Here is a 14364-nt window from a genome sequence, read left to right on the forward strand (position 1 = left end):
AATATTTTTGTATAAAACTTTCATTACAGTGTTTGAATATCCGTTAAGGAAGTTCGTTGTTTGACCGTTAGGGAGTTTAGAACTTTTAGGATGTTCAATAAGATGTAATGTTTAGTTTTATTAAAAATATTTAACGCATAAGCGGTATTTTAATGCCCTTCATTTTGTGATTAAGAACATGAATTTCTTTATTTTATATAATTATTTACCTAAATTATCTACAGCATTTTGAGAAAATTCAGTAGTTACTATCTTATCGTATGGAGCTCTTTTATCTAGCTCACCAGCTAGATCTATTATATCCATTAAGTGATTTAAACTATCTTCTTTTAAAAGGGGAGTTTCTGACCAAGTATCTTGTGATTTATATCTATCAACAACTACAGTCAAATCTTCTATATCTGTTTCTGGAAATTCAGATGATATAGAGCGAGCTATTTCTTCTGAAGAGTGAGTTTTTAACCATTGTTGACTTTTATATATGGCATTTGTAAATTTTTGAATTATATCTGAGTTATTTTCTATATAAGATTTCTTAGCGCTGTAACATGTATATGGAAGGTAACCAGATTCTTTACCTATAGAGGCTACTATATATCCTTTACCTTCTTTTTCTAAAGAAGAAGCTACTGGTTCAAATAGTGTTACGTAATCTCCTGTTCCGCTTGTGAATGCTCCGGCCATTACACCAAATTGTATATCTGTTCTTACATTAACATCTTTTTCTAAATTAAGTTTATTCTTTTTAAGAACATATTCAAGTGTCATTTCTGGAACTCCGCCTTTTCTTCCACCTAATATGCTTTTTCCTTTTAATTTATCAAATGTAAAGTTATCATCTTTTTCTCTTCCTATTAAAAAACTACCATCTCTTTGAGTTAGTTGAGCAAAGTTTATGGCATAATCTTCTTTTCCTTGATTATAGACATAAATAGAAGCCTCTGGACCCATAAGACCGATATCAGCTTCGTTTGAGAGAAGAGCTGCCATGGTTTTATCAGCACCTTTTGTGTTTATTATTTCAACATCTAAACCTTCTTCTTTAAAAAAGCCTTCTGAAAGAGCCACATACTGAGGAGCATAGAATGTTGAATGAGTAACCTCTGCAAGTGTTATTTTAGTCAAATTATTATTTGAACAACCTACGGTAACTAGCATTAATATCATTATCGAGGATAATACTAGTGCCCAATTTTTGCGTATATTCATAATATATCACCCCTTAATATAAGATTGGTTGTATTTTTAATATATTCATTATAAAAATAATAGTTACAAATAAAAAAATTATAACGAAAGGGGATGAATATACATAGTATAATACGAAGGGGTGAGACTATGTATAACTATTATTATATGAATTATTGTTATAATAAGGCTAAAAAATCATATCCTGCAATATATCATGAAGTATATCCTTATGTATATGATTACTGTGAGAAATATGATTTAGAACAGAATCAAGATATGAATCCGTTTCCGAGTCAAAAGAAAATAGAAAAAATTGTTGATAATATATACGAAGCGTGTACCAAAAGTTGTTTATTTAGATATGAAGAAGATGAAGACGAAGACTTAACTAGAAATAGAAGAAGATATGGAAGAGATATAATAACTATATTATTACTTAGAGAACTTTTAGATAGAAGAAGATATAGACCTCAAAGAAGAAGAAGGAGAAGAAGAAGACGCGATTATTACTAAAAACTTGGCGATTATACGCCAAGTTTTTTTTTATCTAGAGAATATTAATGTATAATGTAGTTAAGGAGGGATTTTATGAGGATTGGTATGAGAAACATAAAAACTGCAATAGCTGTGTCATTATCTGTTGCTATTTCTCGTTTTTTAAATATGGAATATCCTTTTTATGCAGCAATAGCCGCAATTATATCTATGCAAACAACGATAGGGGAATCTTTCAAAGTCGGAAGAAATAGAATGCTTGGAACTATACTTGGGGCTATGGTAGGCGTTATATTCTATTTTATAAATCCAAGCAGTATAATTGCTATAGGGATAGGTATAACGGTAGTTATATATATGTGTAATCTATTTGGATGGAATAAGTCTGTGAGTATAGCTGGTATTGTATTTTGTGTAATTATGACTAATTTAGATGGGCGAGATCCTGTTTTTTACGGACTAAATAGAATAGTTGATACATTTATAGGTATTACAATTGCTGTTTTAGTCAATTATTTCATAAAACCTATAGTTGATTATAATAAGATAGAGGACGAGCTTATTATAATTAGAAGTGATTTAAACAAGTTATTACAGGATAAAGTTATTAATGGCTTGAATATTGATTTGAAAAATATTGAAGATAGTATAGCTAAAATTGAAAAGCTTATAAATAATATTCATATTAATTCTAAAAATGAATTAGAAGTGAAAAGGTTTAAGTCAATAATAAAAAAGTATAATATAGCATGTATGCATTTGAGAATTATAGATGATATGGATGGAGTTTACACACTGAATAATATCAATTATATGGAACTTGTTAATATATATGGTAGGTTTGATAGGACGAAATGTCAAAAGAACAGGGAAAATGACACTGTATACAATTATCATATGAGAAAAATAATCAAAAGCATTGACGGATATGATGAGGATGTAATATATTTTAATAGTGAAGTTAAAATACATAACTAGGGAGTGATTATTATGAAAAAAATAGCTTGCATTGTGGCTTTAGGGTTAAGTGTGATTACATTTGCTGGATGTGCTAAAGATAGCGATGTAGAAAGTACATATAAAAATGGTGTTTATGAAGCTTCAGCAGATAAATGGGAATATGGAAGTGAAAAGGCTATTGTAACTATTCAAGATGATAAGATAAAAGATATAGATTTAAAAAGGTTAGATACAGATGGAAATGAAGTAGATTATAATATGTGGACTGGACAAGAAGTGGATGGAAATGTATTCCCAAACTTAAAAGAATATAGAACTAGCATGAAAGATGAAATGATTGAAAAGCAAACATATGAGGTTGATTCTATTGCTGGAGCTACAGTGACTACTGATAACTGGAAGATAGCAGTTCAAAGGGCTTTAGAAGAGGCTAAAAATTAATGCTATATAAGGTTATAACCTTATATAGCATTAATTTCATTAAATCCAACTCTAGGCAAATAACCATCTTGACCTGTAGTGAAGAATCTAACTCTATCGTATAATTGAGTTTCTCCAAATACATTTTTTTCATTTGTAGGGCTTGGGATTGACCAATTTAAAGACATTATAGGGCTTCCAGCGGGAACTGCAAATGAACTAGAATTTAAATCTGGGCTATCGTATATTCTACTTTCTGTTGTTGTAACATGCATTCTTTTTGAATGGTCTGTTACAAGACCTATTCTAAGTAATGCCCACCCAGCTGCATTTGAGATTAATTCATTTTCATTATTTACTAATTTTCTGAGTTCGCTTATTACCTTGGTGTTGTTAGAACCTATTCGCCCAAGACTCACTATAGAGTAGTATTTAACGATATCACAAGGATTATTTAATAGTTCTATTAGATAAGGTATAGATTGTTGGCCTAAAGCTTGCCATACAAAAGAGCCGTTATAGTATATATTATGAACTTGATCTTCTGATAATTCATCGCATTTGTTATTTCCTGTATCTTCCCATAATTTACTTAATTCATCTGGACTTTGAAGGTAATTACCTATAAGAATTTCATAACCTGTAGGAATCATATTAGGATTCAATCTATTCATATAAACTAGATTGTTAACTGTGGTGTTAAATTCTTTAGATAAACATAAAAAAGTATCTCTGAATTGAACTATATAATAAGGTGGTTGACCTTGTGATTTTGGCAGGTCTACATCTGAATCAGGGATTATTAGTGGTGTGTTAGGTGTTAGATAATCGGGATCGCAAATTACATTAGCTTTAATTATAGATTGCTCAGATACATTGAATCTATTTGCTATTTTTTGAAGTGTATCAAATCTTTTTACGTAATAAAGCATATTTTTATCTCCTTTCCAATTTGGATATAATCTATATTATTCAGGTTGAAAAAATGTGGTTCCACAAATAACATAATTTTCAATAAATTTTTAATTTTAAAATCGTGTAATTTCAACAAACTTGAATAAATATTTAATTAAATGATATAATAATGATGTTGACAAAATTTCAAAAAAATATATAATATACTAAAATGATTAAGTTAAATATATATAAGCTGTGAAAAAGAGGAGTACAAAAGTTTCGCCGTTAGAGAGAGAGACCCTTGGCTGAAAGGTTTTTTAGGAATGAGCTTTTGGAAGGTAGCTTTGGAGCTTCTAGATTGAACTAATAGTAGATCTAGACGGCATATCGTCGTTAATAAGAATGAGAGTCAGATTTATTCTGAAAATAAGGTGGTACCGCGAGCTTTTCGTCCTTTTAAGGATGAAAGGCTCTTTTTTATTTATAGATAATTAATACTTTAAATATAGGAGGCTTTAATATGGAAATCAAAAATTTACCTAAAAATTACGATCCTAAAGAGTTTGAGGAAAGACTTTATAGTGGTTGGTTAGAGAAAGGATATTTCAAAGGAGAAGTTGATGAGACTAAGAAATCTTACTCAATAATGCTTCCTCCACCTAATATAACAGGACAACTACATATGGGACATGCACTTGACCATACACTTCAAGATATACTTGTTAGATGGAAGAGAATGGATGGTTATGCTACTTTATGGCAACCTGGAACTGACCATGCAAGTATTGCCACAGAGGTTAAGGTTGTTGAAAAAATAAAAAAAGATGAAGGCAAAAGTAAGTATGAGATAGGAAGAGAAGGGTTCTTAGAAAGAGCCTGGGAATGGAGAAATATATACGGAAGAAGAATAGTTGAGCAAATGCAAAAGCTTGGAGATTCTTGTGACTGGGAAAAAGAAAGATTTACTATGGATGAGGGATGCAATAAAGCTGTCACTGAATTTTTTGTTAAATTATACAATGATGGTCATATATATAGAGGAAATAGAATAATAAACTGGTGCCCTGATTGTAAAACATCTTTATCAGACGCAGAGGTTGAGCATGAAGAGCATGGAGGACATTTCTATCATGTTAAATACCAAGTTAAGGATTCTGATAAGTTATTAGAAATAGCAACTACAAGACCAGAAACTATACTTGGAGATACTGCTGTTGCGGTTAATCCAGAAGATGAAAGATACAAGGATTTAGTAGGAAAAAATCTTATATTACCTTTAGTAGGAAGAGAAATTCCTATAATTGCAGATGATTATGTTGAAATGGAATTTGGAACAGGAGCTGTTAAGATAACTCCAGCGCATGACCCTAATGACTTTGAAATTGGAGAAAGACATAATCTTGAAAAAATAGTAGTTATGAATGAAGACGGAACTATGAACTCTAAAGCTGGTAAATATGAAGGTATGGACAGATATGAGTGTAGAAAAGTTCTTGTTGAAGATTTAGATAAAGAAGGCTACTTAGTTCATATAAAAGAGCATACTCACAATGTAGGACATTGTTATAGATGTAATACAATAATTGAACCTATGGTATCAAAGCAATGGTTTGTTAAGATGGACGAGCTTGCAGGACCTGCAATAGATGCTGTTAAGAGTGGACAGATAAAACTTGTTCCAGAAAGATTTAACAAAATTTATTATCACTGGTTAGAGAATATAAGAGATTGGTGTATATCAAGACAATTATGGTGGGGACATAGAATACCAGCTTATTATTGTCAAGATTGTGAAGAGGCTATTGTTTCAAAAGAAGCACCTGATAAGTGTCCTAAGTGTAACTCTACTAACTTAAAGCAAGATGAAGATGTACTAGATACTTGGTTTTCATCAGCTTTATGGCCTTTCTCTACACTTGGATGGCCTAACAAGACTAAGGAACTAGATTTCTTCTATAAGACTGATGTTTTAGTTACAGGATACGATATTATATTCTTCTGGGTTATAAGAATGGTATTCTCAGGACTTTACTGTATGGATGAAATTCCATTTAAGCATGTTTTAATACATGGACTTGTTAGGGATTCTGAAGGAAGAAAGATGAGTAAATCTTTAGGAAATGGAATAGATCCACTTGAAGTAATAGAGAAGTATGGAGCTGATGCATTAAGATTCACTCTTGCTACTGGAAATACTCCTGGAAATGATATGAGATTCTATATGGAAAGAGTAGAATCAGCTAGAAACTTTGCTAATAAGCTTTGGAATGCATCAAGATTTGTATTTATGAACTTAAGTGAAGATTTAGTAGAAGGTTTAAATAGAGAATCTGTTGAGAAAGATTTAACTCTTGCAGATAAGTGGGTTATATCAAGAGTTAACGAATTAGCTAAAGAAGTAACTGATAATATGGAAAAATTTGAACTTGGAATGGCTATTCAAAAGGTTTATGATTTCACATGGTCAGAGTACTGTGACTGGTATATAGAAATGGTTAAACCGAGACTTTATGGAGAAGATTTAGCTGCTAAAAAATCTGCTTTATACACTTTAACTTATGTACTTGAAAATGTATTAAAGCTTCTTCATCCATACATGCCATTTATAACTGAGGAGATATATCAATATTTACCGACTGTAGATGGAAGTATAGTTTTAGCTTCTTGGCCTAAATATAAAGAAGAAGACAGTATGAAGGAAGAAGAAGAAAAAATGAGCTTAATAATGGAAGCTATAAGAAATGTAAGAAATATAAGAGCTGAAATGAATGTTATACCTTCTAAAAAAGCTAAGCTTATGATAGTTGCATCTAATGATAAAATAGCTACTATAGAAGAAGGAAAAGAATACTTTAAGACTTTAGCATCTGCATCAGAAGTTGAAATACTAAAAGATAAAGTTGGAATTCCTGAAGATGCTATGTCGACTGTAATAGAAGGAGCTCAAATTTATATACCTCTTGATGAATTAGTTGATTTTGAAAAAGAAATAGAAAGACTTCAAAAAGAAAAATCAAAGATTGAAGGGGAATTAAAAAGAGTATCTGGAAAATTATCTAATCAAGGTTTCTTAGCTAAAGCACCAGAAGCTTTAATAGAAGAAGAAAAAGCTAAGAAAGATAAGTATGAAGAAATGATGAAAACTGTAGTTGAAAGATTGGAAAACTTACAGGGTAAATTAAAATAGGGTTTATTAAAAAATATCCAAGTTCATTTTGAGCTTGGATATTTATTTTGTATAAAAAAATAGAACAACTAAAGTATAATAAATGGTATACTAAAAGAAAAAAGTTGGGAATGGGGGATTTAGATGAATTATAACGAAGCACTAGAATACATACATGGTACTTATAAGTTTGGAAGGGTATTAGGTCTTGATAATATAACTAAGCTTTTAAGCTTGCTTGATAATCCTCAGGATGATTTGAATATAATCCATGTTGCTGGAACGAATGGAAAAGGATCTACTTGTTCATTTATAAATTCTATGCTTATTAGTGGGGGCTATAAGGTTGGGTTATATACTTCTCCTTATTTAGAATCTTTTACTGAAAGGATAAGAATTAACTCTGAAAATATAGAAGAAGAAGAGCTAGCAAGGGTTACTAATATAGTGAAAACTAAGGTTGATGATATGGTTGAAAGCGGATTTAATCATCCTACTGAATTTGAAATAGTAACTGCTATAGCTTTTTATTATTATAAAGAACAAAATGTAGACTTTGTTGTACTAGAAGTTGGAATGGGTGGACGATTTGATGCTACAAATGTTATTAAAAAGCCGTTAATAAATGTTATAACTCCTATTAGTATAGATCATACTGATTATTTAGGTGATACTTTGGAAAAAATCGCTTATGAAAAAGGTGGAATAATAAAAGATAATTGTGAAGTTATTATGTATCCTCAAAGTAAAGAGGCTGAATCTGTTATAAAAAATATAGTTAATGAGAAAAACTGTACACTTACTATAGCTAATATACAAGATAAAGAGATTACTAAGATGGATGTTTTGGGACAGGTTTTTAATTGTAAGGTTAAAGATGATGTGTATGATAACTTAGAAATACAGTTGATAGGAAAACATCAAGTTAACAATGCAATAGTTGCCATTAATGTAATTAAAATATTGAATGATAAATACGATTTTGAAATAAGTGATCAGAGCATTTATGAAGGTATTAAAAATACTAAGTGGGCTGGTAGGATTGAGGTTTTAGGAAAAAATCCTTTATTTATAATTGATGGAGCTCATAATGAAGATGGAGTTAAATCTTTATGTAATACAATAGATGCTTATATGGGAGATAGAGATATAACTTTGGTATTGGGTATGCTAAAAGATAAGGATGTAAGAACTGTTTGTGAGATATTAATACCTAGATGTAAAAATGTAATTACAACAAAACCAAATAATCCTAGGGCTATGAAATCGGATGAGTTAAAAGCAATAGTAAATAGTTTGAATAAAGAGTGTACAAGTTGTGATGATATAGAAAAAGCTGTGGAATTAGCTACCCAAAAAACTAATGAGAATTCAGTTATAATATGTGCAGGATCATTATATATGATAGGAGATATTAGAAGTATAGTTAAAAAAGGTGATTTTTAATCACCTTTTTTTATTATTGTTCGTTTCTCTTTTTTTTATATAGTTCTAAAGCTTTAGTGAATTGATCAGGGCATGAAGTTGATTTTACTCCACAAGGGATCCCTTTTAATTTTTCAATTACTTCATCTACTGTTGAACCTTCTACAAGAGATTTAATTCCGATTAAATTTCCTGGACATCCTCCTACGAACTCTACTGATTTGATTATATCGTCTTCTATTTCGAATCTTATTTCTTTAGAACAAACCCCAGAAGTTTTAAAAACGTACATATATAGTCCTCCTTGTCATCTAATAACTATACCCTACTATAGTATATGATATAAAAAAAGTCAATGAAAATGTATCACAATACTGTAAATCATAATATATTATTATAGTATAAATAGTTTGGTAAAATGTGAATGAAAGGGGGGGATATAATTTGAAAATATATGTTTCTAATTTTGGGTCAAATAGTATATCTATTATAAATGAAAAGTTAGAAGTTGAAGATAAAATATGCTTAGATGAAAACATGTATATTCATCATTTCTGTATTGATGAAAATGATGAAAAAATATATATTCCAAGTGGAATTAATGGTATATTATATGTTATTAATATAAAGGATAAGTCTGTTATAGATTCTATTTCTATAGGTGGGAATCTAAGTCAGATTGTAATGAACTGTAATAAAGAACTTTATATAGCAAATGAAGATTCTAATAGTATATATATAGTAGATGTTAAAAATAACAATCCTGTAGGTCTTATTTGTGTAGACAGTATGCCTCATGGAATAATTATTGATAAAGAGCAAAAAAAATTATACGTTCCATGTTTGGGTTCGTTAGTTGTAATAGATATTACAACTAAGAGTATTGAAAAAAAAATAAAATTAAATCTGGCGCCATGGCATCTAAATATAAATAAAGAAGAAAATATAATATATATAGTGACTAAAAATGGAAGTATTATATTAGTAGATAGATTTACATTTGAAATATTAGATGTGCTGAGCGGATTTAAATTTCCTGTAGAAATAAGCCTTAATTATTTAAAAAAAGAGATGTATGTAACTGATTTTTGCAATAAAAGTATAGAAGTATTAAACTATAAAACTAATGAAAATATAAAAAGTATTGATATAGATGGGAGACCTTTGGGCATGGATGTATCTAATGATGAAAGTAAGTTATTTGTATCGGATGTAAAAAATAACCTTATAAAAGTATTTGATACTAAGTCCTTAGAAATAATAAAAAGTATAGATGCAGATAAAGAGCCTACTACTATAATATGTAGATAGGCTCTTTTTTTAAGGTTTTTGTATTAAAACCTGTATAATATCTCCATATAAATTAGGCGCATTCTTTTTCCAATTATCACAGATGAGCTTAGCTTGCTTAGTAGAAGCTACATTTAAATCTATATTTATAAGTGGAATTTGATTTTCTATAACTTTTAAATTTACTATGAATTCATTGTCTGACAACTTAGAATAATTACACTTAACTTGAGTCTCTTTTAGAACTTTTTCCTTATTTGTAGATATGTACTTATCTAAATTTTCTTTTAGATCAGAAGGTATTCTAGAAATAAAATATTCAAGAGTTTGTATGCTTTTTTTAGTAAGTGAATAATATTCTTTAAAGTCTTCTTTATAGGTTTTTAAAAATTTAGCTTGAATAAGCTCTGATAAAAATTGTTGAAGAGAAAAGTAGTTCATTATTTCGTTTTCCATTACAACTTGAGTAATCTGAGAATTAGTTAAATCTATTTCTATTTTTTTTAAAACATATAATAAAACTAATTTATTAACCGCTAACTCTTCAGATGAGTTTTCAAACATAATACATCATCCTCCGCAAAATATATCTACATATATATTAAACTATTTACAAGAAAAATAAAAGCATAAAAATAAAAAGGATATCCTAAATTTCGGATATCCTTTTTATTTTTATGCTTTTATTTTTTTCCTGACATTTGGTTTTCTGCCATTTCAACTAACTTTTTAGTCATGTATCCACCAACATATCCATTTTGTCTTGCAGTTAAATTTCCTTTATCCATACCTTCGTAGTTAGATAAACCTAATTCATTTGCTGTCTCTAATTTCATTTGATTTAAAGCTGCTTTTGCCTCTGGAACTACTTTAGAATTTCTGCTTGCCATAGTATATTCCTCCTCTTTAATGTCTTTGAAATTTTGAGTATTAACATCTTTGGGATGTTGTAATATTAATTTAACCATTATCAGAAAAAATATTATGTTAATTTATGGATATTAATATTTTTTATTCATTTTTACCTTAATATTTTTTCTTGTATCAGTTTCTCTTACAGAATGAGATTCTCGTAGATAGTGTCTAGGCTCCAATTTTAAGGTTTCTCTTGATGATTCTATTGTTTTTCCATTCAAATTGGAATAATGACTTCTAATATTAGACATCAAATCACCTCCTAAAAATAATTTTCCCATTAAAAAAAATAAATCTTCTAGTAATTTTTTGAAAAATAAAAAAATATAATTAATTATAAAGCAATAATGTTAAAGGAGGAAAGTATGAAAGTAATTGTTATTTCTATAAGAAAATTTTTGTTAAGTATTGTATTGCTTGCGATATGTTCTACTGTACTTGTGTGTTCTTGTTATGTTATTAAAGATGCTATGGCTCAAATTCCAGAAAAAAAGCTTCCTATTTATTGTGTTGATACACAAGAAAAAAAAATAGCTATAAGTTTTGATGCTGCTTGGGGAGATGCATATACAAAAAACATACTAGATACACTAGATAAATATGATATTAAGACGACTTTTTTTCTTGTTGGATTTTGGGTGGATAAGCATCCAGACTTAGTAAAAGAAATTTCTGATAGAGGACATGAAATTGGAAATCATTCAAGTACTCATCCTAAAATGAGTCTTTTAAGCAAAGAACAAATAAAACAAGAACTTGAAACTACATCTGACAAAATAGAAAAAATAACAAAAAAAAGACCTGTAGTTTTTAGACCTCCTTTTGGAGATTACAATGATACTTTGATAGATACAGCTTCCAGCTTAAATTACTATACAATACAATGGGATGTAGATTCTCTTGATTGGAAAGAAATTGGAGTTGAGCATGTTGTAGACAGAGTAGTAAAAAACACAAAGAATGGTTCCATAGTACTTTTTCACAATAATGCTAAATATGTAAGCGAATATTTACCTTTGGTTTTAGAAAAATTAAAATCACAAGGATATGAAATAGTTCCTATATCAGAACTTATATATAAAGATAACTTTAGTATGGATTCTACAGGAAGGCAAAAAAAGAATAATTAGATTTTACTTTAAGATAAAAATGATGCTCATAAAAATAATGTTATATAACATTATTTTTATGAGCATCATTTTTAATATAAGGAAATTATATCATTTTAAATATGAGCATAATAATGATAAAAGAATTGTAACTACAACTATTTCGAGAAATAGATTACATTAAGCTCGTTGTCGATATGAGTCAGTGAGTAGCGACTAGAGGAATTTTTTGTGTTATCATATAATTCAAAAGCATATTACGTATAAAATGAAACTTAATTCAGATGAAGTTTTTACTTAAATTGAATTTTTAGTTGCGTGTGCACTAGGGGTAAACTAATACAGAAGCTGTAGAGTTCTTATATTCAGACTTAATAGGATGCAGTCTTAGAACTCTTAGCTTTTGGATAAATTTGATATGAGGTGATTATGTGTTTTTAATACCAAAGAAGACATTGGTACAAGAAGCGATGAGTGATAAATATATACAGGTTCATTATACAGATGAATTATCTGTATGCTTAGAAAAAATGCTAAAAAATAATCTGGATGATATATATATTGTAGATGAAGATAAAAAATTAATAGGTTTATTGTCATTAACAGATATATCAAAAACTAAGAAATCTGATCTGAATAATGGTAATCCTATTAAAAACTTTATGATAAAGGATATGGATATTATATCTAAAGATGAATCCTTACTAGACTGTAGAAATATGATGATTAAAAATAAGATAGCGAGACTTCCTGTTGTAGAAAATGGGCATTTGATAGGAGTAATAAGAAGTGATCAAATAAGAGACTGTTTTTACATGAAAATGGAGGAACTAGGGAGTAAACTTAACCATATTATAAATAATATACACGAAGCAGTCTGTGTAGTAGATAAAGATGGACATGTTGTGGTATGGAATAAAAATTCAGAAAAGCTATACAATGTAAAATCTGATATGATATTAGGTAAAAAATTAGAAGAGTTTTTTCCTAAGGGAATATTATTGAAGGTTTTAAAAACAAAAGAAGCTGTAGATGATGTATATCATTCTCCTCCTAGAAAGGATACTGATGTAATAGTTACTGCTCAACCTATATTTATAGATGGTGAATTTGTAGGTGCGGTATCTACTGATAGAGATATAACGGAAGTTAAACGACTATCCAGGCAGCTTCAAAAAGCAAACGATGCTTTAAAGTTCTTAGAAAATGAGGTTAAAAAATTTTCAAGTGATGATTTTGGAAATATAATTGGAAAAAGTGAAAAGCTTACAAAATCTATTCAAACTGCAAGACAGGTAGCTAAAACCAATGCTAGTATATTAATACTTGGAGAAAGTGGTACTGGTAAAGAAGTATTTTCAAGGGCTATACACGATTATAGTCAAAGAGAAGGCTTATTTGTGCCTGTAAACTGTAGTGCTATACCTAGTGAGTTATTTGAAAGTGAGTTTTTTGGGTATGAGGCAGGTGCTTTTACAGGGGCAAACAGAAAAGGTAAAATGGGTATATTTGAACTTGCCAACAATGGAACTGTATTTTTGGATGAGATTGCAGACCTTCCTATGCAAATGCAGGCTAAGCTCTTAAGAGTACTTCAAGAAAAAGAAGTTAGAAGAGTTGGCGGGGAAAAAACTATAAAGGTAAATGTGAGAGTTATATCTGCTACTAATAAAGACTTAAAAGAAATGATTGAAAATGAAGAATTCAGAGAAGACTTATATTATAGACTAAATGTAGTTGAACTTAATCTACCGCCTTTAAGAGAAAGACATGGTGACATAGTTATATTAATACACAAATTTTTAAAAGATATATGTGATCAAAACTCGAGAACTATACCTGAAATAGACCCGGAAGTTATGGAGATACTTAGAAACTATAAATGGAAGGGAAATATAAGGGAACTAAAGAATACAGTAGAACATTTAGTAGTACTTAGCAAAAAGGATATTATAACAAAAGACCTAGTGCCTAAATATATAATGGAGAATGTTAATAAAACTACTAATTCTCAAAATTATCCTATGGATTTAAATCAAGCGATATCAAAACTTGAACAAGACACAATAAAAAAAGCTTTAAATATGTCTGAAGGCAACAAAGCAAAGGCAGCTAAGTACTTAAACATACCTAGAAGTACTCTGTATTATAAGATGGATCAATATCAAATAAAGTGATGTGTCAAAAAACAGACATGTGTCGGAAAATAGACGGAAATCATTTTCATGAATTAAATTTGAATCAAATACAGAGTATAAGAGATGTGTGACAGTTAATAAGTTGTCAAACAAGATAGAAAAAAGTCGAAAAACTGACATATTCGATTAATTGACACAATGTGATAGAAATTTCGAAATTAAAATATCCAACGTATAAAAAATTTAAATACTAGACAAATCAATCGTCTCAAGAAAAAAAAACAAAAAAATGTCGAAAAAATAAAAGTTGGCACGCCACTTGCTTTAATAATATAACGAGAAGATGAAATGGCAGGAG

At 29.3% G+C, this 14364-nt stretch carries 14 protein-coding genes and 1 other annotated feature; of the genes, 8 read left to right on the forward strand and 6 right to left on the reverse strand.

Features of this window, described 5'->3' with window-relative positions; translation table 11 throughout:
• Positions 1–201: 201 nt before the first annotated feature.
• On the reverse strand, positions 202–1209 hold the full coding sequence (locus P4S50_RS03845; protein WP_331489695.1) for an ABC transporter substrate-binding protein: 1008 nt from the start codon (positions 1207–1209) through the stop codon (positions 202–204).
• A gap of 129 nt (positions 1210–1338) precedes the next feature.
• Between P4S50_RS03845 and P4S50_RS03850 the strand changes: the two genes are divergently transcribed.
• The 3 genes from P4S50_RS03850 (at position 1339) to P4S50_RS03860 (ending at position 3087) form a co-directional block, all read left to right on the forward strand.
• Entirely contained in the window at positions 1339–1704 is a 366-nt protein-coding gene (locus tag P4S50_RS03850; RefSeq protein WP_277733221.1) for a hypothetical protein, read from the forward strand.
• 75 nt (positions 1705–1779) lie between these two features.
• Positions 1780–2664, forward strand: a complete 885-nt coding sequence (locus P4S50_RS03855; protein WP_277733223.1) for an FUSC family protein — start codon at positions 1780–1782, stop codon at positions 2662–2664.
• A 12-nt stretch (positions 2665–2676) separates the two neighbouring features.
• The gene (locus P4S50_RS03860; RefSeq protein ID WP_277733224.1) at positions 2677–3087 is read left to right on the forward strand and encodes an FMN-binding protein; all 411 of its coding nucleotides are present in this window, start codon (positions 2677–2679) and stop codon (positions 3085–3087) included.
• Between the two features lie 20 nt (positions 3088–3107).
• Here P4S50_RS03860 and P4S50_RS03865 read toward each other — a convergent pair whose 3' ends face one another.
• Positions 3108–3998, reverse strand: a complete 891-nt coding sequence (locus P4S50_RS03865; protein ID WP_277733225.1) for a LysM peptidoglycan-binding domain-containing protein — start codon at positions 3996–3998, stop codon at positions 3108–3110.
• A gap of 211 nt (positions 3999–4209) precedes the next feature.
• Positions 4210–4422 (forward strand) — a binding site (T-box leader).
• A 61-nt stretch (positions 4423–4483) separates the two neighbouring features.
• Here P4S50_RS03865 and P4S50_RS03870 point away from each other — a divergent pair.
• Both P4S50_RS03870 and P4S50_RS03875 read left to right on the forward strand, forming a co-directional pair.
• Entirely contained in the window at positions 4484–7150 is a 2667-nt protein-coding gene (locus tag P4S50_RS03870) for a valine--tRNA ligase (RefSeq protein ID WP_277733226.1), read from the forward strand.
• Between the two features lie 123 nt (positions 7151–7273).
• Positions 7274–8575, forward strand: a complete 1302-nt coding sequence (locus tag P4S50_RS03875) for a bifunctional folylpolyglutamate synthase/dihydrofolate synthase (RefSeq protein ID WP_277733227.1) — start codon at positions 7274–7276, stop codon at positions 8573–8575.
• A gap of 13 nt (positions 8576–8588) precedes the next feature.
• Here P4S50_RS03875 and P4S50_RS03880 read toward each other — a convergent pair whose 3' ends face one another.
• Entirely contained in the window at positions 8589–8846 is a 258-nt protein-coding gene (locus tag P4S50_RS03880; RefSeq protein ID WP_277733228.1) for a TIGR03905 family TSCPD domain-containing protein, read from the reverse strand.
• A 152-nt stretch (positions 8847–8998) separates the two neighbouring features.
• Between P4S50_RS03880 and P4S50_RS03885 the strand changes: the two genes are divergently transcribed.
• Positions 8999–9865 (forward strand): YncE family protein, encoded by an 867-nt coding sequence (locus tag P4S50_RS03885; protein ID WP_277733229.1) that lies wholly within the window; start codon positions 8999–9001, stop codon positions 9863–9865.
• A gap of 9 nt (positions 9866–9874) precedes the next feature.
• Here the strand turns inward: P4S50_RS03885 and P4S50_RS03890 are convergent, their stop codons facing one another.
• The 3 genes from P4S50_RS03890 to P4S50_RS03900 all read right to left on the reverse strand — a co-directional run bounded on the left by P4S50_RS03890 (position 9875) and on the right by P4S50_RS03900 (position 11010).
• Positions 9875–10408, reverse strand: coding sequence for a DUF4364 family protein (locus tag P4S50_RS03890; RefSeq protein ID WP_277733230.1), 534 nt, complete (start codon positions 10406–10408; stop codon positions 9875–9877).
• A 119-nt stretch (positions 10409–10527) separates the two neighbouring features.
• Positions 10528–10734, reverse strand: a complete 207-nt coding sequence (locus tag P4S50_RS03895; protein WP_277733232.1) for an alpha/beta-type small acid-soluble spore protein — start codon at positions 10732–10734, stop codon at positions 10528–10530.
• A 111-nt stretch (positions 10735–10845) separates the two neighbouring features.
• Positions 10846–11010, reverse strand: a complete 165-nt coding sequence (locus P4S50_RS03900) for a hypothetical protein (protein ID WP_277733233.1) — start codon at positions 11008–11010, stop codon at positions 10846–10848.
• 114 nt (positions 11011–11124) lie between these two features.
• Between P4S50_RS03900 and pdaB the strand changes: the two genes are divergently transcribed.
• Complete coding sequence (pdaB, locus tag P4S50_RS03905; protein ID WP_277733234.1) at positions 11125–11889, forward strand: polysaccharide deacetylase family sporulation protein PdaB; 765 nt, start codon at positions 11125–11127, stop codon at positions 11887–11889.
• 410 nt (positions 11890–12299) lie between these two features.
• The gene (prdR, locus tag P4S50_RS03910; protein WP_277733236.1) at positions 12300–14045 is read left to right on the forward strand and encodes a sigma-54 dependent transcriptional regulator PrdR; all 1746 of its coding nucleotides are present in this window, start codon (positions 12300–12302) and stop codon (positions 14043–14045) included.
• Positions 14046–14364: the final 319 nt, after the last annotated feature.

It is taken from the genome of Tepidibacter hydrothermalis, from assembly GCF_029542625.1.
Classification (GTDB): Bacteria; Bacillota; Clostridia; order Peptostreptococcales; family Peptostreptococcaceae; genus Tepidibacter_A; species Tepidibacter_A hydrothermalis.